The sequence below is a fragment of the Noviherbaspirillum suwonense genome (genome assembly GCF_900182955.1).
Taxonomy (GTDB): Bacteria; Pseudomonadota; Gammaproteobacteria; order Burkholderiales; family Burkholderiaceae_D; genus Noviherbaspirillum_A; species Noviherbaspirillum_A suwonense.
The window spans coordinates 181779-204440 of record NZ_FXUL01000006.1 but is presented as its reverse complement, the minus strand read 5'-3'; the positions used below and the strand labels follow the sequence as shown (position 1 = coordinate 204440).

General features: G+C 67.7%; 23 protein-coding genes, 2 tRNA genes and 1 riboswitch. Of the genes, 15 read left to right on the top strand and 10 right to left on the bottom strand.

Annotated features, from left to right (window positions below):
- Genes QOL82_RS10890 through QOL82_RS10875 form a run of 4 tightly spaced genes read left to right on the top strand, consistent with a single transcriptional unit; the run spans position 1 to position 5611 of the window.
- Complete coding sequence (locus tag QOL82_RS10890) at positions 1-3216, top strand: efflux RND transporter permease subunit (RefSeq protein WP_283442282.1); 3216 nt, start codon at positions 1-3, stop codon at positions 3214-3216.
- Positions 3217-3256: 40 nt separating this feature from the next.
- On the top strand, positions 3257-3922 hold the full coding sequence (locus tag QOL82_RS10885; RefSeq protein WP_283442281.1) for a protein-L-isoaspartate O-methyltransferase family protein: 666 nt from the start codon (positions 3257-3259) through the stop codon (positions 3920-3922).
- An 8-nt stretch (positions 3923-3930) separates the two neighbouring features.
- On the top strand, positions 3931-4254 hold the full coding sequence (locus QOL82_RS10880; RefSeq protein WP_283442280.1) for a rhodanese-like domain-containing protein: 324 nt from the start codon (positions 3931-3933) through the stop codon (positions 4252-4254).
- 22 nt (positions 4255-4276) lie between these two features.
- Entirely contained in the window at positions 4277-5611 is a 1335-nt protein-coding gene (locus QOL82_RS10875; protein ID WP_283442279.1) for a TolC family outer membrane protein, read from the top strand.
- A gap of 18 nt (positions 5612-5629) precedes the next feature.
- Here the strand turns inward: QOL82_RS10875 and QOL82_RS10870 are convergent, their stop codons facing one another.
- From QOL82_RS10870 to glyA, 10 genes are all read right to left on the bottom strand, one after another.
- Complete coding sequence (locus QOL82_RS10870; protein ID WP_283442278.1) at positions 5630-6274, bottom strand: riboflavin synthase; 645 nt, start codon at positions 6272-6274, stop codon at positions 5630-5632.
- A gap of 26 nt (positions 6275-6300) precedes the next feature.
- Positions 6301-7413 (bottom strand): bifunctional diaminohydroxyphosphoribosylaminopyrimidine deaminase/5-amino-6-(5-phosphoribosylamino)uracil reductase RibD, encoded by a 1113-nt coding sequence (gene ribD, locus QOL82_RS10865; RefSeq protein WP_283442277.1) that lies wholly within the window; start codon positions 7411-7413, stop codon positions 6301-6303.
- A 29-nt stretch (positions 7414-7442) separates the two neighbouring features.
- Positions 7443-7967, bottom strand: a complete 525-nt coding sequence (locus tag QOL82_RS10860) for a GspH/FimT family pseudopilin (RefSeq protein WP_283442276.1) — start codon at positions 7965-7967, stop codon at positions 7443-7445.
- Positions 7958-8410, bottom strand: a complete 453-nt coding sequence (locus tag QOL82_RS10855; protein WP_283442275.1) for a type IV pilin protein — start codon at positions 8408-8410, stop codon at positions 7958-7960. The genes QOL82_RS10860 and QOL82_RS10855 overlap by 10 nt, the downstream gene beginning before the upstream one ends.
- Positions 8391-10448, bottom strand: a complete 2058-nt coding sequence (locus tag QOL82_RS10850; protein ID WP_283442274.1) for a pilus assembly protein — start codon at positions 10446-10448, stop codon at positions 8391-8393. Before QOL82_RS10850 ends, QOL82_RS10855 begins: the two co-directional genes overlap by 20 nt.
- 22 nt (positions 10449-10470) lie before the next feature.
- On the bottom strand, positions 10471-11049 hold the full coding sequence (locus QOL82_RS10845) for a pilus assembly PilX family protein (RefSeq protein WP_283442273.1): 579 nt from the start codon (positions 11047-11049) through the stop codon (positions 10471-10473).
- Positions 11046-11927 (bottom strand): PilW family protein, encoded by an 882-nt coding sequence (locus tag QOL82_RS10840; protein ID WP_283442272.1) that lies wholly within the window; start codon positions 11925-11927, stop codon positions 11046-11048. The genes QOL82_RS10845 and QOL82_RS10840 overlap by 4 nt, the downstream gene beginning before the upstream one ends.
- Entirely contained in the window at positions 11924-12355 is a 432-nt protein-coding gene (locus tag QOL82_RS10835; protein ID WP_283442271.1) for a type IV pilus modification PilV family protein, read from the bottom strand. The genes QOL82_RS10840 and QOL82_RS10835 overlap by 4 nt, the downstream gene beginning before the upstream one ends.
- Before the next feature lie 276 nt (positions 12356-12631).
- Entirely contained in the window at positions 12632-13093 is a 462-nt protein-coding gene (gene nrdR, locus QOL82_RS10830) for a transcriptional regulator NrdR (RefSeq protein ID WP_283442270.1), read from the bottom strand.
- Between the two features lie 99 nt (positions 13094-13192).
- Positions 13193-14440 (bottom strand): serine hydroxymethyltransferase, encoded by a 1248-nt coding sequence (gene glyA, locus QOL82_RS10825; RefSeq protein WP_283442269.1) that lies wholly within the window; start codon positions 14438-14440, stop codon positions 13193-13195.
- Between the two features lie 100 nt (positions 14441-14540).
- Positions 14541-14644: riboswitch (ZMP/ZTP riboswitch) on the bottom strand.
- A gap of 153 nt (positions 14645-14797) precedes the next feature.
- On the opposite strand from glyA, the gene QOL82_RS10820 reads away from it, so the two are divergent.
- The 11 genes from QOL82_RS10820 (at position 14798) to QOL82_RS10770 (ending at position 22636) form a co-directional block, all read left to right on the top strand.
- Positions 14798-15547 (top strand): SDR family NAD(P)-dependent oxidoreductase, encoded by a 750-nt coding sequence (locus QOL82_RS10820; RefSeq protein ID WP_283442268.1) that lies wholly within the window; start codon positions 14798-14800, stop codon positions 15545-15547.
- A 60-nt stretch (positions 15548-15607) separates the two neighbouring features.
- A complete protein-coding gene (gene ybgC / locus QOL82_RS10815; protein WP_283442267.1) occupies positions 15608-16048 on the top strand; it encodes a tol-pal system-associated acyl-CoA thioesterase in 441 nt (146 codons plus the stop codon).
- Between the two features lie 84 nt (positions 16049-16132).
- Positions 16133-16831 carry a protein TolQ gene (gene tolQ, locus QOL82_RS10810; protein ID WP_283442266.1) on the top strand — a complete coding sequence of 233 codons (699 nt, stop codon included), beginning with the start codon at positions 16133-16135 and terminating at the stop codon, positions 16829-16831.
- Positions 16831-17262: an ExbD/TolR family protein gene (locus QOL82_RS10805; protein WP_283442265.1), complete on the top strand. Its 432-nt coding sequence runs from the start codon at positions 16831-16833 to the stop codon at positions 17260-17262. Before tolQ ends, QOL82_RS10805 begins: the two co-directional genes overlap by 1 nt.
- A gap of 7 nt (positions 17263-17269) precedes the next feature.
- Complete coding sequence (tolA, locus tag QOL82_RS10800) at positions 17270-18319, top strand: cell envelope integrity protein TolA (RefSeq protein ID WP_283442264.1); 1050 nt, start codon at positions 17270-17272, stop codon at positions 18317-18319.
- 3 nt (positions 18320-18322) lie between these two features.
- Positions 18323-19609 carry a Tol-Pal system beta propeller repeat protein TolB gene (tolB, locus tag QOL82_RS10795; RefSeq protein WP_283442263.1) on the top strand — a complete coding sequence of 429 codons (1287 nt, stop codon included), beginning with the start codon at positions 18323-18325 and terminating at the stop codon, positions 19607-19609.
- Between the two features lie 28 nt (positions 19610-19637).
- Positions 19638-20171 carry a peptidoglycan-associated lipoprotein Pal gene (pal, locus tag QOL82_RS10790; RefSeq protein ID WP_283442262.1) on the top strand — a complete coding sequence of 178 codons (534 nt, stop codon included), beginning with the start codon at positions 19638-19640 and terminating at the stop codon, positions 20169-20171.
- Positions 20172-20176: 5 nt separating this feature from the next.
- The gene (gene ybgF, locus QOL82_RS10785; protein ID WP_283442261.1) at positions 20177-20926 is read left to right on the top strand and encodes a tol-pal system protein YbgF; all 750 of its coding nucleotides are present in this window, start codon (positions 20177-20179) and stop codon (positions 20924-20926) included.
- 86 nt (positions 20927-21012) lie between these two features.
- Positions 21013-21088 (top strand) — tRNA-Lys (locus QOL82_RS10780).
- Positions 21089-21187: 99 nt separating this feature from the next.
- Positions 21188-21263 (top strand) — tRNA-Lys (locus QOL82_RS10775).
- Between the two features lie 299 nt (positions 21264-21562).
- Positions 21563-22636: a hypothetical protein gene (locus QOL82_RS10770; protein ID WP_283442260.1), complete on the top strand. Its 1074-nt coding sequence runs from the start codon at positions 21563-21565 to the stop codon at positions 22634-22636.
- Positions 22637-22662: the final 26 nt, after the last annotated feature.

The window sequence follows — 22662 nt, the reverse complement described above, 5'->3', positions numbered from 1 at the left end:
ATGTGGTTTACCCGCATCAGCATCGGCAACCCGGTCCTGGCCACCATGATGATGGTGGCCTTCGTCGTGCTCGGCCTGTTTTCCTACCAGCGGCTGCAGGTCGACCAGTTTCCCGACATCACCTTCCCGGTGGTCGTGGTGCAGACCGAGTACCCGGGCGCGTCGCCGGAGTCGGTCGAATCCGACGTCACGCGCAAGATCGAGGAAGTGGTCAACACCATCAACGGCATCGACAGCCTGACCTCGCGTTCGTATGAGGGCAATTCGGTCGTCATCATCCGCTTCCTGCTGACGGTGGACCCGTCGCAGGCGGCGCAGGACGTGCGCGAGAAGGTGTCGCTGGTGAAGGCGGTGTTCCGCAAGGAAGTCAAGGAGCCGCGCATCACCCGCTTCGACCCGGCCGACCGCCCTATTTTCTCGATCTCGGTGTCGGGCGAAAACGGTAGCCAGCGCAGCCTGCGGGAACTAACCACGGTGGCCGACCAGGTCGTGCGCAAGCGGCTGGAGAACGTGCGCGGCGTCGGCTCGGTGACGCTGGTAGGCGGCGTCAAGCGCGAGATCCAGATCTACGTGCGGCCGAATGACATGGAAGCGCTGGGCGTCGGCGTGGACCAGGTGATCGCCGCCGTGCGCAATGAAAACCAGGAACTGCCGACCGGCGCGATCCGTGCGATCGACAATGAAAAGATCGTCCAGGTGCAGGGCCGCGTGCTCGACCCGGCCGACTTCCGCCGCATCGTCGTCGCCCGCCGCGGCGGCCAGACGGTGCTGCTGTCGCAGGTGGCCAACGTGGTCGACAGCCAGCAGGAGCAGGAGACGCTGGCGCTCTACAACGGCCGCCGCACGCTGGCGCTCGACATCCTGAAAGCGCAGGGACAGAACACCATCGAGGTAGCCGACGGCCTGCGCCAGGCGATCGCCGACCTCGAGCCGACCATGCGCGCGCTCTACCCGGGCATCCGGATCGAGGTGATCAAGGACGGCTCGCGCCAGATCCGGGTCGGCGTCCAGAACGTCCGGCGCACGCTGATCGAGGGCGCGGTGCTGACCATCCTGATCGTGTTCCTGTTCCTGAATTCGTGGCGCTCCACCGTCATCACCGGCCTCACGCTGCCGGTGGCGCTGATCGGCACCTTCCTGTTCATGTACCTGTTCGGCTTCACCATCAACATGATCACGCTGATGGCCCTGTCGCTGTGCGTGGGCCTGCTGATCGACGACGCGATCGTGGTCCGGGAAAACATCGTGCGCCATGCAGGCATGCGGGTGAACGGCCGCTTCAAGAGCCACCGCGACGCGGCGCTCGAAGGCACGGCCGAGATCGGCCTGGCGGTGCTGGCGACGACCTTCTCCATCGTCGCGGTGTTCCTGCCGGTCGGCTTCATGGGCGGCATCATCGGCCGATTCTTCCACCAGTTCGGCATCACCGTGGTGGCGGCGGTGCTGATCTCGATGTTCGTCTCGTTCACGCTGGACCCGATGCTGTCCTCGGTCTGGCCCGACCCCGACGCCCACGGCCGCGCCGGCAAGCGGAACCTGTACGACCGCACCATAGGCCGGGTCACCGGCCGCTTCGAGGATTTCGTGCAATGGCTGTCGCGCGGCTACCAGGTGCTGCTGAAGTGGTCGCTGCGGCACCGCATCGCCACGCTGGTGCTTGCCCTCGCCTCGTTCGGCGCCGGCCTGGCGCTGCCGGCGGCCGGCCTGATCGGCAGCGAATTCGTGCCGCAGGCCGACTATTCGGAAACCGGCGTGGCCTTCTACACGCCGGTCGGCTCGTCGCTGGAACTGACCGAGGCCAAGGCGCGCCAGGTCGAGGCGGTGCTGCGCGAATTCCCGGAGGTGCAGGACCTGTACACCACCATCAATACCGGTACCTCGGCCGGCAAGAATTTCGCGACGACCTTCGTGCGCCTGACGCCGCGGGCCGAGCGCAGCCGCAGCGCGGCGCAGCTGACGCCGGCGCTGCGCGACCGGCTGGCCAGCATCGCCGGCATCACGGTCACGCTGGTCGGCGGCCTCGACGACGTCGGCGGCGACAACAAGCAGATCCGCTTCAGCCTGCTGGGCAGCGACCTCAACGAGCTGGCGCAGCTGTCGAACGACGTGCAGCAGCGGCTGCGGAACATTCCCGGCGTGGTCGACCTCGACACCAGCCTGAAGGCGCAGAAGCCGACCATCTCGGTGCAGCCGCGGCGCGACATCGGCGCCGACCTCGGCGTCGGCGTGGCGCAGATCGGCAATGCGCTGCGGCCGCTGCTGGCCGGCGAAGCCGCCAGCACCTGGCGCGGCCCCGACGATGAAAACTACGATGTCACCGTGCGCCTGGCGCCCGGCGACCGCGGCAATATCGACGACCTGTCGCGGCTGATGCTCACCAGCAGCCAGACCAATGCCGACGGCTCGCCGCGCATGGTGCCGCTGCGCCAGGTCGCCAGCATCACGCCGTCGGTCGGCGCCAACCAGATCAACCGGCGCAACCTGAACCGCGAGGTCGAGATCACCGGCAACGCGGTCGGCCGCTCGTCCGGCCAGGTCAATGCCGAGGTCGTGAAGGTGCTGGAAGAAATGCGCTTCCCGCCCGGCTACCGCTACGAAATCAGCGGCGCGGCCAAGAACATGAAGGAATCGTTCGGCTACGCGCTGTCGGCGCTGGCGCTGGCCATCGTCTTCATCTACATGATCCTGGCGTCGCAGTTCGCGAGCTTCCTGCAGCCGGTCGCCATCATGTCGGCGCTGCCGCTGACGCTGATCGGCGTGTTCCTGGCGCTGATGACCTTCCGCTCGACGCTCAACATGTTCTCCATCATCGGCTTCATCATGCTGATGGGCCTGGTGACCAAGAACGCGATCCTGCTGGTGGACTTCGCCAACCAGGCGCGGGCGGCGGGCGCCGAACGCGCGGCGGCGCTGCTCGAAGCGGCGCACGTGCGGCTGCGCCCCATCCTGATGACCACGCTGGCAATGGTGTTCGGCATGGTGCCGCTGGCGTTCGGCATGTCCGAAGGCTCCGAGCAGCGCGCGCCGATGGGCCAGGCCGTCATCGGCGGCATCATCACCTCGTCGATCCTGACGCTGGTGGTGGTGCCTGTCATCTATACCTATCTCGACGATTTTGCCGCCTGGGTACGCCGCCGGCGGCGTCCGGCGGCCGAAGGCGGGCATGGCGCTGCGCCGCTAGCCGCACCGCAGGCCGGTCATGACGATGTCCTTTGATAAAATTGCGTCAATCTTCCTTACCTGAAACCAGCCACCCATGAACATCGAGCAAGCCCGTTTCAACATGATCGAACAGCAGATCCGTACCTGGGATGTGCTGGACACTGAAATACTCGACCTGCTGCAGGTCGTCCGCCGCGAAGCCTTCGTGCCCGAGGCCTACCGCAGCCTGGCCTTCGTCGACACTGAGATCCCGCTGCCCGGCGGCGAGAACATGCTGCCGCCGAAGTTCGAGGCGCGCATCCTGCAGGAAGCCGCGCCCCGCAAGCACGAGACGGTGCTTGAAATCGGCGCCGGCTCCGGCTACATGGCCGCGCTGCTCGCGCACCGGGCGCTGCACGTGACGACGGTCGAGATCAGCCCCGAACTCAAGGCGATGGCCGAGCGCAACCTGGCCAGCTACGGCGTCGACAATGTCGACGTGGCGCTGGGCAACGGCGCCTCGGGCTGGGAAGGCGGCGGCCAGTTCGCCGCGCCCTACGACGTGATCATCATTTCGGGCTCGCTGCCGGTGCTGCCGGAAGCCTTCCTGCGCCAGTTGAAGGTGGGCGGACGGCTGCTGTGCGTGATCGGCGAGCGGCCGGTAATGGAAGCGCAGCTGGTTACCCGCACGTCCGAGACCGGCTACAACACCCGCACCCTGTTCGAGACCAGCGTCACGCCGCTGCGGCAGGCCGTGCATCCGTCCCACTTCACCTTCTGAGGACAGCCATGCAACACCTGAGCGCGCCCGAACTGGCGCAATGGCTGGCCGACGATGCACGGCCGCAGCCCGTGCTGCTCGATGTGCGCGAGCCGTGGGAGTATGAAACCTGCCATATCGACGGCGCCAGCCCGATGCCGATGCGCACCGTGCCGGCGCGGCTGGCCGAGCTGGACCCGGAACAGGCGGTGGTCTGCATATGCCATCATGGCGCGCGCAGCATGCAGGTCGCCCATTTCCTGGAGCAGAACGGCTTTGCCGACGTAACGAACCTGACCGGCGGCGTCCATGCATGGGCGCTGCAGGTCGACAACAAGATGCCGACTTACTGACACCGAAATGCCCGGAGACCTTATGCGCCTGACCCGCCTTGCCTCGCTGTTCGCCGCGACCCTCTTCGCCTGCCATGCGCAGGCAGCCGACCTGCTCCAGGTCTACAAGGAGGCGCTGGCGAATGATGCGGTGTTCGCCAGCGCGCGGGCCGCGCTGTCAGCCGGCGCCGAACGGGCGCCGCAGGGGCTGGCCGGCCTGCTGCCCAACCTGGGCGTCAACGGCAGCTATGTCCGCACCGATTCGAGCATCGATGTGCCCAGCGCGGGCGTAAACCGCAGCAGCGCCGCCACGGTCAACAGCTACACGGTGTCGCTGGCGCAGCCGCTGGTGCGCTGGGCCAACTGGGAAACCTACCAGCAGGGCAAGCTGCTGACCGCGGTCAGCGAGGCGCAGTTCGGCCAGGCCCAGCAGGACCTGATCGTCCGGGTCGCGCAGGCTTATTTCGACGTGCTGACCGCGCAGGACGCGCTGGCCTCGGTGCAGGCGCAGAAGGTCGCGATTACCGAACAACTGGCGTCGGCCAAGCGCAATTTCGAAGTCGGCACCGCCACTATCACCGACAGCCAGGAAGCGCAGGCGCGCTACGACCTGGCCGAGGCCCAGGAATTCGCCGCGCAGAACGACCTGGAAATCCGCCGCAGCGCGCTCCAGCAGATCATCGGCCGCCCGGCCGGCGACCTGGCCACGCTGAAGCCCGGCCTGCTGCTGCCCAAGCCGGAACCGGAGCGCATGGAACCGTGGATAGACAGCGCGGAAACCCGCAATTTCGGCGTGCTGGCCCAGCAACTGTCGCTGGAAGTGGCGCGCCGCGAGATCAGCCGCAACCGCGCCGGCCATTATCCGACGCTGGACCTGGTGGCCAGCCGCAGCCACAGCGACCAGAACGGCACGCTCGCCGCGTCGCAGACCCCCAGCAACGTCGGCACCAATAACAGCATCGGCGTGCAATGGAACATCCCGCTGTTTTCCGGCTTCGCGGTGACCAGCCGGGTGCGGGAAGCAATCGCGCTGGAACAGCGTTCCCGCGCCGACCTCGAAAACGCCCGCCGCACCGCGGCGCAGGGCGCGCGCCAGGCCTTCATGGGCATCAACAGCGGCCTGGCCCAGGTGCGGGCGCTGCAGGCAGCCGAGATCTCCAGCCAGTCGGCGCTGGAATCGAACCGCCTCGGCTACCAGGTCGGCGTGCGCATCAACATCGACGTGCTCAATGCGCAGCAGCAGCTCTACGTGACCCGGCGCGACCTGGCGCGCGCCCGCTACGACACGCTGGTCAATGGCTTGCGGCTGAAGGCGGCCGCCGGTGTGCTGCGCGAGGAAGACCTGGCGCAGGTGAACCTGCTGCTGCAGTCGATTTAAGGCGCGATGGCTGGGCCGTCATCCGATGCCGGCGTGGCCCGGGCCCGCCAGCTTGCCTGCGCTCAGCATCCGCTCGACATAACGCGCAATCAGGTCGATCTCCAGGTTCACCCGGCTGCCGGCCTTCAAATGCTTCAGCGTGGTGACCTGTATCGTGTGGGGGATCAGGTTGATCGAAAATTCGCAGCCCTCGGCTGTGTCCTCGACCCGGTTCACCGTCAGCGAAACGCCGTTGACGACGATCGAACCCTTGTACGCCAGGTACTTGCCGAGTTCGCGCGGCGCTTCCACCACCAGTTCCCATGACTCGCCGACCGGCTCGAAGCGGCGCACCGTGCCCAGGCCGTCGACATGGCCCGACACCAGGTGGCCGCCGAGGCGGTCGGCCAGCGTCAATGCCTTTTCCAGGTTGACTTCGCCGGGTGCGTCGAGGCCGGCGGTGCGGTTCAGGCTTTCGCGGGACACGTCGACTTCGAAGCGGGTGCCGGACTTGGCGACCACGGTCATGCAGGCGCCGTTGATGGCGATCGAGTCGCCGAGCGCGACATCGGCCAGCGGCAGGCCGCCGGCGTCGATCGCCAGGCGCACGCCAGCGTCCGCGTTGCCGCCCAGCGGCGTCAGGGTTTGTATGCTGCCGACCGCAGCGACGATTCCAGTAAACATGCGAATAAGTAGGGTAAGGGATTGAATTAGGAAAGAGAGGCAGGCGCCCCGGGGAAGCGGGCAAGGATACGCAAATCCGGGCCGATCTGCTTGACCTGGTGGAAGGCCAGCCTGCGCTGACCCGCCAGGTCGTCCAGCCTGGGCAAATCGAACAGGCCCTGCGCGTCGCCCAGCAGCGTCGGCGCGAGATACAGCAACAGTTCATCGACGCAGCCTTCGCGCAGCAGCGAGCCGTTGAGCTTGAAGCCGGCTTCCACGTGCAGTTCGTTGACCTGGCGCCGCCCCAGTTCGCGCAGCAGCGCCGGCAGGTCGACCTTGCCGCTGGCATTCGGCAGCATCAGCACCTCGGCGCCCCGCTCGCGCAGCAGCGCTTCCCTGGCCGCATCCGCCTGCGCCGCCACGACCAGCGTGCCGCCGCCCTGCAGGATGCGGGCGTCGGGGCTGATCTGCAGCCGGCTGTCGATCACGATGCGCTGCGGCTGGCGCGGCGTGTCGACCGCCCGCACCGTCATCTGCGGATCGTCCTCCAGCACCGTGCCGATGCCGGTCAGGATCGCGCAGGCCCGCGCCCGCCACCAGTGGCCGTCGTCCCGCGCCGGCTGCGAGGTGATCCACTGGCTGCGGCCGTTGTGGAGCGCGGTATGGCCGTCGAGGCTGGCCGCGGCCTTCATCCGCACCCACGGGAGACCGCGTTCCATCCGGCTGAAAAACCCGATGTTCATTTCCCGTGCCTCGGCTGCCATCAGGCCGCTTTCCGCGACGATGCCGGCGGCGCGCAGCCTGGCCATGCCCTGCCCGGCCACCAGCGGATTCGGGTCTTCCATCGCCGCCACCACCCGCGCCAGCCCGGCCTCGACCAGCGCGTCGGCGCAGGGCGGCGTGCGCCCGTGGTGACTGCATGGCTCCAGCGTCACATAAGCGGTGGCGCCGCGCACCGGGTTGCCGCGGGCGGCGGCGTCGCGCAGCGCCTGGACTTCCGCATGCGCCTGGCCGGCCGCCAGCGTGTGGCCGGCGCCGATCACGCGGCCGTCGCGCACGATCACGCAGCCGACCCGCGGGTTCGGTGCGGTGATGAACATGCCTTTCGCTGCCCAGTCCAGCGCCAGCTGCATGGCTTGCAGATCGTCTTGAATATCCACGGATTCGAATGCCCAGAAAAAAAGCCATTCTAGCAAGGCGGCCTGCCGGTATCCGGGTTGCAGCTGCGCGGGCGGCCAAGCAGGTTGACGATGATGCTGCGCCGCTGGCCGCCGCAGCTGAACTGCCAGGACCCCGCCTGCGCGGCGCCCGTCCTGCTGCGGCCCAGCCCGCCCGCGCCATAGGCCATGTAGGGCTGGCTGTCGTCGGTGAAGCTGCCGTCGATGGCGACGCCGGCGGCCGCCGGCCCGTGGCTGTACAGCAGTTCGTCGCCGGCGTCGTAGCGCCTGTTGGCATTGCGGTCGACCGCGACGACCCAGCCGCTGCCCCAGCCGTCGCCGGCCGGCAGCAGCATCACCTGCGCGCCGCGGCGCACGGCTTCGGAGCGGGCCAGCGTCACGGCGGCGAGGAACTCGTTTACCGTCGCGTTGAGCCGATGCTGCTGCAGCATACGTTGCAGGGACGGCATGGCCAGGCCGGCAAGGATGGCGGCGATGGCCAGCACCGACAGCATTTCGACCAGCGTATGGCCGCCGCGCGAAGGTTTCACCAGCACGCGGCGCCGCCGTCGGCCTGCCGCACGCCGCGGCTGTCCAGCCGAAGCACCCCGCAGGCCGGGTCGCCCTCGCCGGGCCGCACGCCGGCGCCGCCCGGATGCGCAACCGCCGTCACGCAGCTTGCCAGCGACATGCCGGCGCAGCCGACGGCGCTGATGGCGTAAGCACTGTCGGCCGGCGTCGGTCCCGAATGCCACTTGAACGGCGCCGGCGCGATCGCATCGAACGCCTGGTAGCGGCCATGCAGGGAGAAATGGCGTTCCTGCTGCTGCATCATCTGCAGCAGCGCCGCCTTGCCTTCCGCGCGCTGCTGCCGGCGCACCAACGCCTGCCAGCCGTGCATGGCCGCCGCGGCCAGCACCGCCAGGATGCCAAGCACGGCCAGCAGTTCAATAAGCGTATGGCCGCCCTCCTCCAGGGCCTTATTGCTGCGGGTCCGCATTGTGGCTTGCCTCCCATTCGATGACTTCACGCCAGCCCAGCCGGCCGGCACGGCGCTTTCCGGCGATGGACGGAACTGGCTTGCCAGCCCCGGCGCCAAGCACCGAATCGCTAGCCGGCGCACCTGGCGCAGGCGCGCCGCCGGCCGGGCCGGGCCTGCGCTCCGGCGTCAGCGCCAGCGTGCGGCCGGCCGGCGCCGCCAGCCCCAGCCACGGCGCCAGCACGGACGCCGGCGGGCGGCCCGTCAGCGCGTCGAGCTGATACAGGCCGCCAGGGGCCGCGCATGCGCTTTCGCCGGGGCGCATCGTGGCGAAGTAAAGCTTGCCGTCGGCCAGCGTCGGGCTGGCGACGATGCGCTCGCCGGCGGCCGGGAAATCGAGCAGCCAGCCCTGCGCCGGCAAGGCGCCGCCTTCCAGCCGCACCAGGCCGTCGCCGCCGGCAAGCAGTTTCCGGCCGGCGAGCCTTGCGCGGCCGGCCGGCAGCGGAACCGCCAGCTGATCGGACACCGCATAAAACGACTGGACGGATTGGTCAGCGGCATCGGCCGCCTCCAGCAGCCGTCCGGTGCCGAACAGCAGCAGCAAGCCCTGTTCCGCATGCACGGCCCGCAACGGCGCGGTGATCGGCTGCCGTTTGCCGCCGGCGTCACGTGCGGCAAACAGCGGCGTCGCGGCCTGCACGGTCCGCGGAGGGTCCGACCCGAAATCGAGTGGCCAGACCTGGCCCTGCAGGTCGCCGGCAAAGGCGGATTGCACGACGCCGTCGGCGCCGGGCACCAGCGCCGGCTGCGACAGCCCGTTCGCCTTTGCATGGCTTGCCGCCGGCAGCAGGAATTTGAAATAGTTGCCGTTCAGCTGCCACGGGCTGGATGCTGCACGGTCCAGCGACAGCAGGAACAGCGCGCCGGGGCCCGCCGGATTGAAGCGCCCCTCGCCATCGGCCCGGCTGGTGTTGTAGCCCGAGGCCACGACCACGAAGTCACCATAGGTGTCCGTACCGGTGCGAAAGCGGGCAATGGCCGGGGCGTTGAAGACATTGCCGATATCCGGGTCGTCCCGGTCGGTGAACTCGAACAGGACGCCCGCGCCCTGCCCGAACCGCGACGGGTCGCTGATGTCCAGCACGAACAATCCCTGCGCCGCGCTGCCCAGCGCGCCCGCCAGCACGGTCTTCCGGACGCCGCCGACCAGCGCATCGCCCGCCGCGATGCCGCCGTCGGCATAGGGGCCGGCGGCATGCGCGGCGGTGGGCAGCCGCGGCCAGTACGGCTGCAGCGCCTGCGGCAGGTAGGCGAACAATTCGGCGCCGCTGGCTGCGTCGAACGCATGCAGCATGCCGTCGTTGGCTTGCAGGTAGACCGCCGCCGGCCGCCGGCTCGCCGCATCGGCAAAAGCGGCGCGGCGGCCGGCGTCGCCGGATGCGGCCGACGTGGCCGACGTGGCCGCTGCGCCCACTGCGACCGCCGGAGCGACGAACAGCGGCGCGCCGGTCACCGTGGCGCCCAGCAGGCTGCGGCGCTGGCGCAGCCTGCCGCCGGGCCGGCCTGTTTCCCGCGTGCGATCGCCGCGCAGGTAAGCCAGCCGTTGCGGCCCCGGCGTATCGTCGCCGCCATTCGACAGCAAGAGGCGCTGCGCGGCGTCGAGTTCCTGCCATTGGAGTGCGACCGTGCGCAACGCGATGCCATCCGGCTGGCCGGTGTACAGCTGGCGCGTGTCCGGGTCGCGGGCGTCCAGCAGCGCCGCCGCGCTCCACGCGGGCCGAGCGACAATCACCGGCCGGCCCGCCGCATCGCGCAGCAGCGGATAGGCGGCAAGTTCGCCGTCCAGCCCCGACGCGGCCGCGGTGGCCTGGTACAGCATGCCGCCGCCCGGGTCGGTGACCACCGCCGTGCAGGCGCCGAAGCGGGCGAGCTCGGCCGCATCGGCGAGCTTCAGCGACGGCATCGTGGCCGCACCGTGCGCGGCCGCGAGCAGCGCCGCGAACAGTGTCGCCGGCAGCGCCGCACGCAGCGTATGCAACACCGCAGGCATCGCAGGCATCGCAGGCAGCCGGCGCCGCATGCTAGTTTGCCCCCGTGCGTCGATACCAGGCCTGCAGCAGCACCCGGGTGCCGTCCTGCGCGCCGAAACCCATCGCGCTGATGCGATAGAGGCGCGGGCCGGCCGACAGGTCCGCCGCCGCGCCCGCGCGCCGGTCGGCGTGGGCTTCGATCAGGTAGCGCGGCAGGCGCTGCTGCAGTGCGCCGATGCCCGCCTGCATGCGCTGGCCGGTGAACTGGCCATAGGCGACGGTGCGCGCGCCGGCCGCGGTTGCGTCGCTGAAGTCGGTCCGCTGCCAGGCAGCGTCCGCCGCGCCGTCGCACAGCCCGAGCAGCACGTCGCCGCTGCCGCATTCGGCCGGAAAACGCGGCGTGGCAATGCCGAACAGCGCCCCGCGCACGGTGTCGGGCGGCTGCTCGATGTCGAGCTGCGCATCCAGCAGCGCGGCTTCCGCCGCCTGGAACGCCAGCGTGCGGTCGCGGTCGTTGCGGCCGGCGCGCTCGTCCTGCAGCGCGACCAGCGCGCCGGACATGCCCAGCAGCGCGACCACCGCAGTCATCAGCAGGCACATGAACAGGGCCGTGCCGCCGCAGCGCCTCATGCGCCGGCCTCGCCCCGGTTGCGCAGGAAGATGGTGGCGGCATGGATGCGGCGCTGCAGGCCCCGGCTTGCCGGCGGCAACCGGGCTTCCTCGACCCGCACGCCGCTGTCCGCCGGGTCGAACCGATCGGCATAGCCGGCATAGTCGGCGCCGAACAGGTCGTAGCGCCGCGAACGGGCCGGCCCGGGCTGGTTTCCGCGCAGCAGCAACGCCACCTTGAGCGACACGACCCGCTGCCAGCCGGTAGCTTCCTGCGCGACGACGCTGGCGCTGGCATAGCGTAGCGGCGCAGCGCCGTCTGCAGCGTCGGCCAACCCGTACAGCACCTGGAAACCGTCGACGCCGCGCACCAGCGCATCGGAGTTCCAGCCGCTGGCCGTCCGGTATTTGCAGCGCAGTTCGGGTTCGCCCAGGCTGTCGTTGGCGATGTAGAAGATGCTCCAGCCCGCCCCCGGCGCGTCCGCGGCCACGCTGGCGCCGGCGCAGTTCCTCATCGCCGTATCGCCTGAGCCGGCGCGGTTGCCGTCGAAGCGCAGCGCCAGCACGTCGCTGCCGTTGACCGCCGCGCCGTATGGCCCGCCGATGCCATCCGACCTATCGCGCAGGGACCGCGCATCCAGTCCGCTGACCGCAGGCCAGTCCGCCTCGACGGCGCCGGCCGCGCCCCAGTCCCGGTAACCGGCCTGGCGTACCGCCTGGCCCAGGATGGCGACCGCGAAGCGACCGTTTTCCTCGATGCGCGCCAGGTCGCCGGTCAGCAGGTAGCTGTTCCGGGCCTGCATCACAAGCGCGCTCGCGGCCAGCACCAGCATCGCCCCGACGGCCAGTGCGACCATCAGTTCCGGCAGCGCCATCCCGGTCGGGCTGCGCCGGGTCATGGCATTGCCGGGGCCACCGGGGCCACCAGCAGCGGCGCTGCCGGCGCGCCGCCTCCCTGCCGCCATGCCACTTTCACCAGCAGCGGCCCGGCGGCGCCTTCGCAGGCCCAGCGAAACGCGCCGGCGGCGTCATTCCAGGGCGACGGGTCCCGGCATACGACCGCCCAGCCGCCGGGCAGCATGGCGGCGGCACGGCCCATCCAGGCCGCCTGCGCCGCCGCGTCCGGGACCGCGCCGGCGCGCACTTCATCGGCGATGTCGGCGGCAAGCTGCATCGCGGCCCGATGCAGCGACGACTGGTGGGCCGCATGAAGCGAGCGCCATTGCAGGCCGGCGAGGCTGATGGCGGCCATCGACAGCAGGCAGAGCGCCAGCATGACTTCGATCAGCGTAAAACCGCGCAGGGACAGGCGTCCGAGGTTGAGCATGGCCAGACACTCCGGCAATCCCGTCCCGGCGCAGGGGCGCTGGACGGGTCAGGCAAAACGACACGATGTTGACTGCGGCCCGGCGGGCACGCGCAGCGAGGCATACGACAGAAGACGATTTCTGGAGCGGCGTTGAAGACTTGTTGCCTGGAGACTTGCTGCCTTGAAGATTTGTGGCGTTGAAGACTTGCTGCCTTTGAGACTTGCAGCGTTGAGGATCGCTGCCTTGATGGCTTGCTGCGTTGGAGATTTACAGCGTTGATGCCCTGCTACCGGCTACTTCTTGCGTTCGTGGTCGATTTCGGCGATCACGTGGTGGAATTCGGCCACGTCCTTGAAGCTGCGGTACACCGAAGCGAATCGTATGTAGGCAATTTTGTCCAAACGCTGCAATTCGCTCATTACCAGTTCGCCGACCTGGCCGGACGGCACTTCGCGCTGGCCGCTGGACAGCAGCTTTTCCTCGATCCGCTGGATCGCGGCGTCGACCTGGTCGGCCGGCACCGGACGCTTGCGCAAGGCCAGCATCATGCTGGCGCGCAGCTTGGCCGGTTCGAAATCGGTGCGGCTGCCGTTCTTCTTGACGATGACCGGCATCGCCAGTTCGACCCGTTCATAGGTCGTGAATCGCTTTTCGCAAAAATTGCAGCGGCGCCGGCGGCGGATGCTGTCGCCTTCCTCGGACACACGGGTGTCGAGGACTTGCGTGTCTTCGTGCTGGCAGAAAGGACATTTCATGGCGCGGGCACCGGAAGCGACAGGCGTTGTAGGATTGATACCGAGTATAAGGGCCGCCCGCCGGCAACTGCAACCGCGGGCGGCCCCCGATGCGGCTGTTTAGGCAGCGTAGACCGGGAAAGCGTCGGTCAGCTTCTTCACTTCGGCCTTGACCCGGTCGATGGTCGCAGCGTCATGCGGATTGTCGAGCACGTCGGCGATCAGGTGGCCGACCTTGACCGCTTCGGCCTCGCCGAAACCGCGGGTGGTCATGGCCGGGCTGCCGAGGCGGATGCCGGACGTGACGAACGGCTTTTCCGGGTCGTTCGGGATCGCGTTCTTGTTGCAGGTGATATGGGCCGAACCGAGGATGGCTTCGGCTTCCTTGCCGGTGATCTTCTTGGCGCGCAGGTCGACCAGCATCACGTGCGATTCGGTGCGGCCGGACACGATGCGCAGGCCGCGCTCGATCAGCGTGTTGGCCAGCGCTGCCGCGTTCTTTACCACCTGCTGCTGGTAGGCCTTGAACTCCGGCGCCTGCGCTTCCTTGAATGCCACCGCCTTGCCGGCGATCACGTGCATCAGCGGGCCGCCCTGGATGCCGGGGAAGATCGCGGAATTGATCGCTTTCTCGAACTCGGCCTTCATCAGGATGATGCCGCCGCGCGGGCCGCGCAGCGACTTGTGCGTGGTCGACGTGACGAAGTCGGCATGCGGCACCGGGTTCGGGTAGACGCCGGCGGCGATCAGGCCCGCATAATGCGCCATGTCGACCATGAAATAGGCGCCGATTTCCTTCGCGACCCTGGCGAAGCGCTCGAAGTCGATGCGCAGCGAGTAGGCCGAGGCGCCGGCGATGATCAGCTTCGGCTTGTGCTCGCGCGCCAGGCGCTCCATCGCCTCGTAGTCGATCTCTTCATTCTGGTCGAGGCCGTAGGAAACGACGTTGAACCACTTGCCCGACATGTTGAGCGCCATGCCGTGCGTCAGGTGGCCGCCTTCGGCCAGCGACATGCCCATGATGGTGTCGCCCGGCTTGAGCATCGCGAAGAACACGCCCTGGTTGGCCTGCGAGCCGGAATTCGGCTGCACGTTCGCCGCCTCGGCGCCGAACAGTTCCTTCAGCCGGTTGATCGCCAGGGTTTCGGCCACGTCCACGTATTCGCAGCCGCCGTAGTAGCGCTTGCCCGGATAGCCTTCCGCGTACTTGTTGGTCAGCTGGCTGCCCTGCGCTTCCATCACGGCCGGCGACGTGTAGTTTTCCGACGCGATCAGTTCGATGTGTTCCTGCTGGCGGGTGTTCTCAAGCTGGATGGCGGACCAGAGTTCGGGGTCGACTTTGGCGATGGTATGGTCTTTGGCAAACATGGAGTACTCCAATCGAGGATAACGGACAGCAACGGTGCAATTGGATGAGAGCCGGCCGAAAGACGCGGGGAATGACGGGCAGCCTCAACCTGCTTACCATCTTGGCTGCCCAGGCGCACGGCTATTGAAATCTCACGCTTCCCGGTGGATGCCCACCTTCTGCCGGGCGAGGAACCCGGCGTTTCGCCAGTCACGTGAGACGAAATGGTTTGCGCATTGTAGATTACGGGAGCCGATTTGGGCAAGATTGGTGCGGCGGCGCACCTGCGGGCGAATGTCCTTTGGGCTACAATCTCGGACTTTTACGCGCCCTTTCCCGCGCGCCTGTCCGACTTACAAACTGATTCGAGGAATTCAATGATCGTCCTGATTACCGGCGCAACCGCAGGCTTCGGCGCTGAAATGGCGCGCAAGTTTGTCCAGCATGGCCACAAGGTGATTGCCGCCGGACGCCGCCGCGAACGCCTCGACGCGCTTGCCGCGGAGCTCGGCGCGGGGCTGCTGCCGGTCGAACTCGACGTCACCAGCAAGGACTCGATCAATGCGGCGCTGGCCGCGCTGCCGGCGGAGTGGAAGGACATCGACGTGCTGGTCAACAACGCCGGCCTGGCGCTGGGCGTGGAACCCGCGCACAACGCGTCGCTGGACGAGTGGGAGACCATGATAGACACCAATTGCAAGGGCCTGGTGACCATGACCCGGCAGGTGCTGCCGCAGATGGTGGCCCGCGGCAGCGGCCTGGTGATCAACCTCGGCTCGGTCGCCGGCGCCTACCCTTACCCGGGCGGCAACGTGTACGGCGCGACCAAGGCGTTCGTCGACCAGTTCACGCTGAACCTGCGCGCCGACCTGGTCGGAACCGGCGTGCGCGCGACCAATATCGCGCCGGGCCTGTGCGGCGGCACCGAGTTTTCCAATGTCCGTTTCCGCGGCGACGACGCCGCCGCCGCCAAGGTCTACGAGGGAACGACGCCGCTGACCGCCGCCGACATCGCCGAAGCCGCCTACTGGATCGCCACGCTGCCGCCGCACGTGAACATCAACGTCATCGAGATGATGCCGACCTGCCAGGGTTTCTCCGCATTTACCGTGAAACGCGCACAGTAGTAAAATGTGTGCGCCGCAACATAAGCTTGTTTCGTAGAGGAAAGTTCGAAAGATCGCTCGATGCCCGCAGCAGCAGAGTTCACATGGACGATCCGCGTCTATTACGAAGATACCGACACCGGTGGCATCGTCTTCTATGCCAATTACCTGAAGTTCTTCGAGCGCGCCCGCACCGAATGGCTGCGGGCGGCGGGGGTGGGCCAGCAAGCGCTGGCGCAGGAGTCGGGCATGATGTTTGTTGTGCGAAGCACCGCGCTGGACTACCATGCGCCGGCGCGGCTGGACGATGAACTCGAGATCAGCGTCGTAGTCGAACGCCTTGGCGCTGCCTCGGTGCAATTTTCCCAGGAAGCATGGCGCATAACGCCGACTGGCCGGCAGCGGCTGTGCAGCGGCCGGATCAAGGTTGCTTGCGTGGATACCAACACCCTGCGGCCGGGCGCCATCCCGTCCCGGGTCCTCGACCGGATCAAGACCAGCGCCGCATGCATCCCGCCCTGACAACCGCGTCGCATCCCTTTTTGCACGGATGCATGCGTCACTGCTCACATCAACCGAACAAGTACTGACCAACCAGCTTACTCCATGACCCCCACTGCAGATCTTTCATTCCTATCCCTGATAACCAATGCGTCGATACTGGTGCAACTGGTCATGGCGCTGTTGCTGGCCGTCTCGGCCATGAGCTGGACGTATATTTTCCGCAAGATGTTCGCGATCCGCAGCGCGCGCGCCCAGACCGAGGAATTCGAACGGCTGTTCTGGTCGGGCGGCAGCCTGGACACGCTGTACCAGGACGCCACGTCGTCGCGCCGGCAGCACAAGAACGACAGCGGCGCGCTGGAACGCATCTTCGAGTCCGGCATGAGCGAATTCATGAAGGCCCGCGCCAGCACGCCGCGCGGCGACGCCCAGGGCGCCGGCCCGCTGGAAGGCGCCCGCCGCGCGATGCGCGCAGCCTACCAGCGCGAAATGGATGCGCTGGAGTCGCACCTGGCCTTCCTGGCCTCGGTCGGTTCGGTGTCGCCCTATGTCGGCTTGTTCGGCACGGTCTGGGGCATCATGAATGCATTCCGCGGCCTGGGCAATGTGCAACAGGCGACGCTGGCGACGGTTGCGCCCGGCATTGCCGAGGCGCTGATCGCCACCGCCATCGGCCTGTTCGCGGCGATCCCGGCAGTGGTGGCCTACAACCGCTACTCGCATGACATCGACCGGCTGGCAATCCGCTTCGAGACCTTCATCGAAGAGTTTTCCAACATTCTGCAGAGGCAGGCGCGCTGATGGCCAATTCCACGATGCGCGGCGGACGGTCGCGCAAGTTCAAGGCCGAGATCAACGTCGTGCCGTATATCGACGTGATGCTGGTGCTGCTGGTGATCTTCATGGCCGCCGCCCCGATGGTCAACCCGAGCGTGATCAACCTGCCCACCGCCGGCAAGTCGGCGCTGCCGCCGCCGTCCTATATCCAGATCTCGCTGAAGCCGGACGAAGCCGCCACCATCGGCATCACCGGCGGCAAGAACGCGGCGAAGCAGCAGACCGTGTCGAGCCGCGCCGAACTGGTGCGCCGGCTGCGCGACCTGCATGCGCAGGATGGCGAGCTGGCGATCATGATCGCGGCCGACAAGAACATCAAATACGACGAAGTGATACAGATGGTGTCCGAGGCCAAGAAGATAGGCTTCGCGCGCGTCGGCCTGGCTACCCGTTAAACAATCCATGAAAGACGCGACACCGTACACCATACCCAAGGAGCCCGGCGGCTGGCGTTCGTTCACGCTGGCCGTGCTGGTGCACCTGGCGCTCGTGGCGCTGCTGTGGATAGGCGTGCGCTGGCAGAACGAGACGCCGGTAGCGGTGGAAGCCGAGATCTGGAGCCCGCAGGCGCAGCAGGCCGCGCCCAAGCCGCAACCGGAGCCGGAAGCCGTGCAGCCGCCGCCGCAGCAGCCTCCGCCGCAGCGCGTGGTCGAAGCGCCGAAGCCGCAGCCGGCGCCGCCGCCGGTGGAGCGCCCGGTCGATAAGCCGGTGCCCAATCCCGACATCGCGCTGGAGCAGGAAAAGAAGCGCCGCCTGAAGGAAGAGAAGGAGCGGCGCGAGCGCGAGGAAGAAGAACGCGAGGAACGCGAGGAGCGCCAGCAGCAGAAGAAGCTGGCGCAGCAGAAGCAGGAACAGGCCGAGGCGCGCAAGAAGGAACTGGCCAAGGCCGAGGCTGACAAGGAACGCCGGCAGGAAGCCGAGCGCGAGCGCAAGCTGGAACAGCAGGCGGCGCAGAAACGCGAAGCCGAGGAAGAGAAGAAACGCGAGCAGGCCGAGGCCCGCAAGAAGGAACTGGCCAAGGCCGAAGCCGACAAGAAACGCGCCCAGGCCCAGGCCAAGGCGGAAGCCGAGGCGGCGGAGCAGCGCCGACTCGAGGACCTGTCGCGCATGACCGCGCAGGCCACTGGCTCCGGCGGCAACGGCCAGGCGGCCCGCTCGCAGGGGCCGTCGCGGGCCGATGCGGGCTACGCGGCCAAGGTCGGCGGCAAGATCCGCTCCAACACCGTGTTCAACGTGCCGGATGAGCTGGCCAACAACCCGGCGGTGGAATATGCGGTCGACCTGCTGCCCGACGGCTCGGTGCGCGGCATCCGCAAGCTCAAGGGTTCCGGCGTTCCCGGCTTCGACGAAGCGGTGAAGCGCGCGATCGAGAAGTCGCAGCCCTTCCCGCCCGATAATTCCGGACGCGCGCCGTCCGGCTTCACCGTATCCCACAAACCGAAGGACCAGTAAGCCATGACAAAAAGATTACTCGCACGCGCGGTCGCCGTGGCCACCCTCACCGTATCGACCCTGCTGACCGCGCCCGTCTCGCATGCGCAGCTGCGGGTCGAGATCGCCGGCGTCGGCGCGCAGCAGATCCCGATCGCCGTGGCCGGTTTCGCCGATGAGTCGATTGCGCCGCAGCAGGTCAGCAGCATCATCCGCGCCGACCTCGAACGCAGCGGCATGTTCAAGGTGATGGACGCCGGCGTGATCTCGGACGCCGCGCAGGTCAACTACGGCGAATGGAAGTCGCGCGGCGCCGAGGCGCTGGTGGTGGGCAGCGTGCAGCGCCTGGCCGACGGCCGCTTCGACGTGCGCTACCGCCTGCTCGACACGGTCAAGGCCAGCCAGCTCTCCGCGCTGGCGCTGGCCGCGGCGCCGCAGTTTACCCGCGTGACCGGCCACAAGATCGCCGACGACATCTATGAAAAGCTGGTCGGCGCGCGCGGCGCGTTCGCCACCCGCGTCGCCTACGTGACCAAGGTGGGCAGCGAGTACCGGCTGGAAGTGGCCGATGCCGACGGCGAAGGCGTGAACGTCGCGCTGCGCTCCAACGAGCCCATCATCTCGCCGGCCTGGTCGCCGGACGGCACCCGCGTCGCCTACGTATCGTTCGAGAACAAGAAGCCGGTGGTCTATGTGCAGAACCTGGTGACCCGCCAGCGCACCGTGGTCGCCAACTTCAAGGGCAGCAACTCGGCGCCTTCCTGGTCGCCCGACGGCAGCAAGATCGCCATTGCGCTGGCCCGCAACGGTCTGACCCAGGTCTACACCGTCAATGCCGACGGCAGCAACCTGCAGCGCCTGACCAATACCGACGGCATCGACACCGAGCCGCAGTTCTCCGCCGACGGCCAGTCGATCTATTTCACGAGCGACCGCAGCGGCGGCCCGCAGATCTACCGGATGCCCGCCAGCGGCGGCAATGCCCAGCGCGTCACTTTCAACGGCACCTACAACATCAGCCCGCGCATCTCGCCGGACGGCAAGTCGCTTGCGTACATCTCGCGCCGCGACGGCCGCTTCCAGCTTTATGTGCTGGACCTTACCAATAATCAGGAACTTCGTCTGTCGGACACCACAAAGGACGAATCGCCCAGCTTCTCGCCGAACGGCAAGTACATCATGTACGCGACCGAGTCGGGCGGACGCCGCGGCACACTGGCAGTGGTCTCGGTCGATGGCCGTATCAAGCAACGCGTTACAACCCAGGCAGGCGACATCCGGGAGCCCAACTGGGGTCCCTTCATGAAATAATCCGATCACCCAAACAGGAGAATTACCCATGCGTATTCCACAAACCCTTGCAATCATGCTGACCGGCGCGCTGCTGGTCACCGCCTGCTCGTCGCCAGTCAAGCTCGACGACAAGGCCGGCGTCGAAGACCGCTCCGGCAGCGGCACCACCGGCCAGGCTGCCGACCCGCGCAGCGTCGGCACCGTCAACGCCACCCGTTCCGGCATGGACCCGCTGAATGACCCGCAAGGCGTGCTGGCCAAGCGCAGCATCTATTTCGACCTCGACAGCTACACCGTCAAGGACGAATTCAAGCCGGTGCTGGAAGCCCATGCCCGCTACCTCAACGCCAACAAGTCCCGCCAGATCGTCATCCAGGGCAACACCGACGAGCGCGGTGGCCGCGAATACAACCTGGCGCTGGGCCAGAAGCGCGCCGAAGCCGTGCGCCGCGCAATGGCGCTGCTGGGCGTGCAGGAAAGCCAGATGGAGGCGGTCTCGTTCGGCAAGGAAAAGCCGAAGGCGCTGGGCAGCGACGAATCGGCATGGGCTGAAAACCGCCGCGCAGACATCGCTTACTGATCGCCATGCGCACCTTGACCAGATCCGCGCTGGCCGCAGCGCTTGCGGCAGTGGCGCTAGCCGCGCCGCTGCAGGCGCAGGCCGGCTTGTTTGACGATGATGAAGCGCGCCGCGCGATACTCGACATCCGCGCCCGCATCGACGCGGTCAATGCCCGCGTCGACGGCAAGGCCGACAAGACCACCAGCCTGGATCTGGCCAGCCAGAACGAGCAGCTGCGCGGCGAGATCGCGCGGCTGCGCGGGCAGATCGAGGTGCTGACCAATGAGCTGGCCAACGAGCAGCGGCGGCAGAAGGACTTCTACGCCGACCTCGACGGCCGCCTGCGCAAGGTGGAGCCGCAGCGCATGACGGTCGATGGCCGCGAGGTCGACGTGCAGCAGTCCGAGCAGCAGTCGTATGACGCGGCGCTCGCGCAGTTCAAGGGCGGCGACTACAAGGGCGCCGCCCAGTCCTTCTCCACCTTCCTGCGCACCTACCCGCAGTCGGGCTATGCGGCGTCGGCGCAGTACTGGCTGGGCAATGCGCTGTATGCGGACCGCGATTACCGCGGCGCGATCGCGGCGCAGCAGGTCGTCGTGACCCGTTATGCGGACAATCCGAAGGCCCCCGACGCGATGCTCAACATCGCCAGCTGCTATACCGAGCTGAAGGACAAGGCCGCGGCCAAGAAGGCGCTGGAAGCGCTGATTGCGCAGTATCCGGACTCGAATGCGGCGCAGACGGCAAGGCAGCGTTTGGTCGCTTTGAAATAGCCGGCGCATCGTATGGACCGGCCTGCTGTCAATTCAGCCCAACGATTTGACAGCCCATGGTCGGCTCCCTATAATGGCCGTCTTTCGGGTCGTTAGCTCAGCTGGTAGAGCAGCGGACTTTTAATCCGTTGGTCGCAGGTTCGAATCCCGCACGGCCTACCACGAATACCGCAGCATGTTGTATTCAAAGGACTTCCGAGAGGAAGTCCTTTTTTAATGCACCGGCTGCGAGCTTTTGTTTTATAAGTTTTTACGCTTTTTGGGTCGTTAGCTCAGCTGGTAGAGCAGCGGACTTTTAATCCGTTGGTCGCAGGTTCGAATCCCGCACGGCCTACCAAACACCTCGGTGTTTTTCAAAGGACTTCTCCGGAAGTCCTTTTTCTTTTTCCGCTGCCATCCTGCAGCCTGCGCGCCTTCTCCCCGCTCGCGCGTGCGCCTTCATACCTCCATCCCGCACCGCGCCGCCGCGGCGGCAGCGTCGCCGTGTAGACGGCGATGCTGTTGCTGCCCTCGGCAAAAAAACGCCGCCTTGCCCGAACTTCTGACGCAGGTCATACGCGCTCGTCCCAAGCCTGAAATAGTCATCCATGCGCCGCGCAAGCAGCGCCCGGACGATCAGCCGCTCATGGAGGAGTCATGCGTCAAACCTCGCAACACCCGCTCTGCACCTGCATCATCGCCGCCCTGCTCGGGCTGGCCGCGCAAGCGGCCGGCGCCGCAGCCTATGCCTATGCCGTCACCGACCTCGGCACGGCCGGCGGCCCGCTGAGCGCGGCCACCGCGCTGAACGATGGCGGCACGGTGGGCGGCTACAGCCAGACCGGCGGCGGACGCACGCATGCGGTCGCATGGCGCGGCGGCGCGGCGCGCGACCTCGGCACGCTGGGCGGCAGCCATAGCGGCGTGGCCGGCGTCAATACGCAAGGCGTGATGGCAGGCTATGCCTATGCGAGCGGCGACGCGGCAAGCCATGCGGTGCTGTGGCGCGGCGGCGCCATCGTCGACCTCGGCACGCTGGGCGGCGCCTTCAGTTCGGCCAATGCGATCAACGATGGCGGCCAGGTTGCCGGGATGAGCCATCTTGCCGACGGCCGCATGCATGCGGCCTACTGGAGCGGCGGCCGCAAGACCGACCTCGGCACTCTGGGCGGCAGCGCAAGCAATGCGCTGGCGATCAACAGCCGGGGCTGGGCGGTGGGCTACAGCTATGTCGGCGGCGATACCGCCGCCCACGCGACGCTGTGGAACGGGCGCGGCGCGATCGATCTCGGCACGCTGGGCGGCACTGGCAGCAGCGCGCAGGCGATCAACGACGCCGGGCTGATTGCCGGGACCAGCGAGCTGAAGGATGACCGGCAAAGCCGGGCGACGCTGTGGCGCGGCCGGTCGGCCAGCAGCCTCGGGGCGCTGCGGCCGCAGGACAGCAGCGGCGCTTACGGCATCAACAATGCCGGCGTGGTCGTCGGCTACAACCTGGCGCAGTCTGCGCGGGTTTCCCGCGCAACCATGTGGGCCAACGGTTGCATCCACGACCTCAACGACATTACCGACCTCGGCGGCACCGGCCTGACGCTGGTGCAGGCCAACGCCGTCAACGAGCGCGGCCAGATCGCCGGATTCGCCCTGAACGGCAATGCGGAAACGCGGGCAGTGCTGCTGACGCCGACCGGGTCGCAGCCGCAGCCGGCATGCAGGAGGCCGGCGCCGTAGCCGGCCGACGGCCGGGCCGGGTTGCC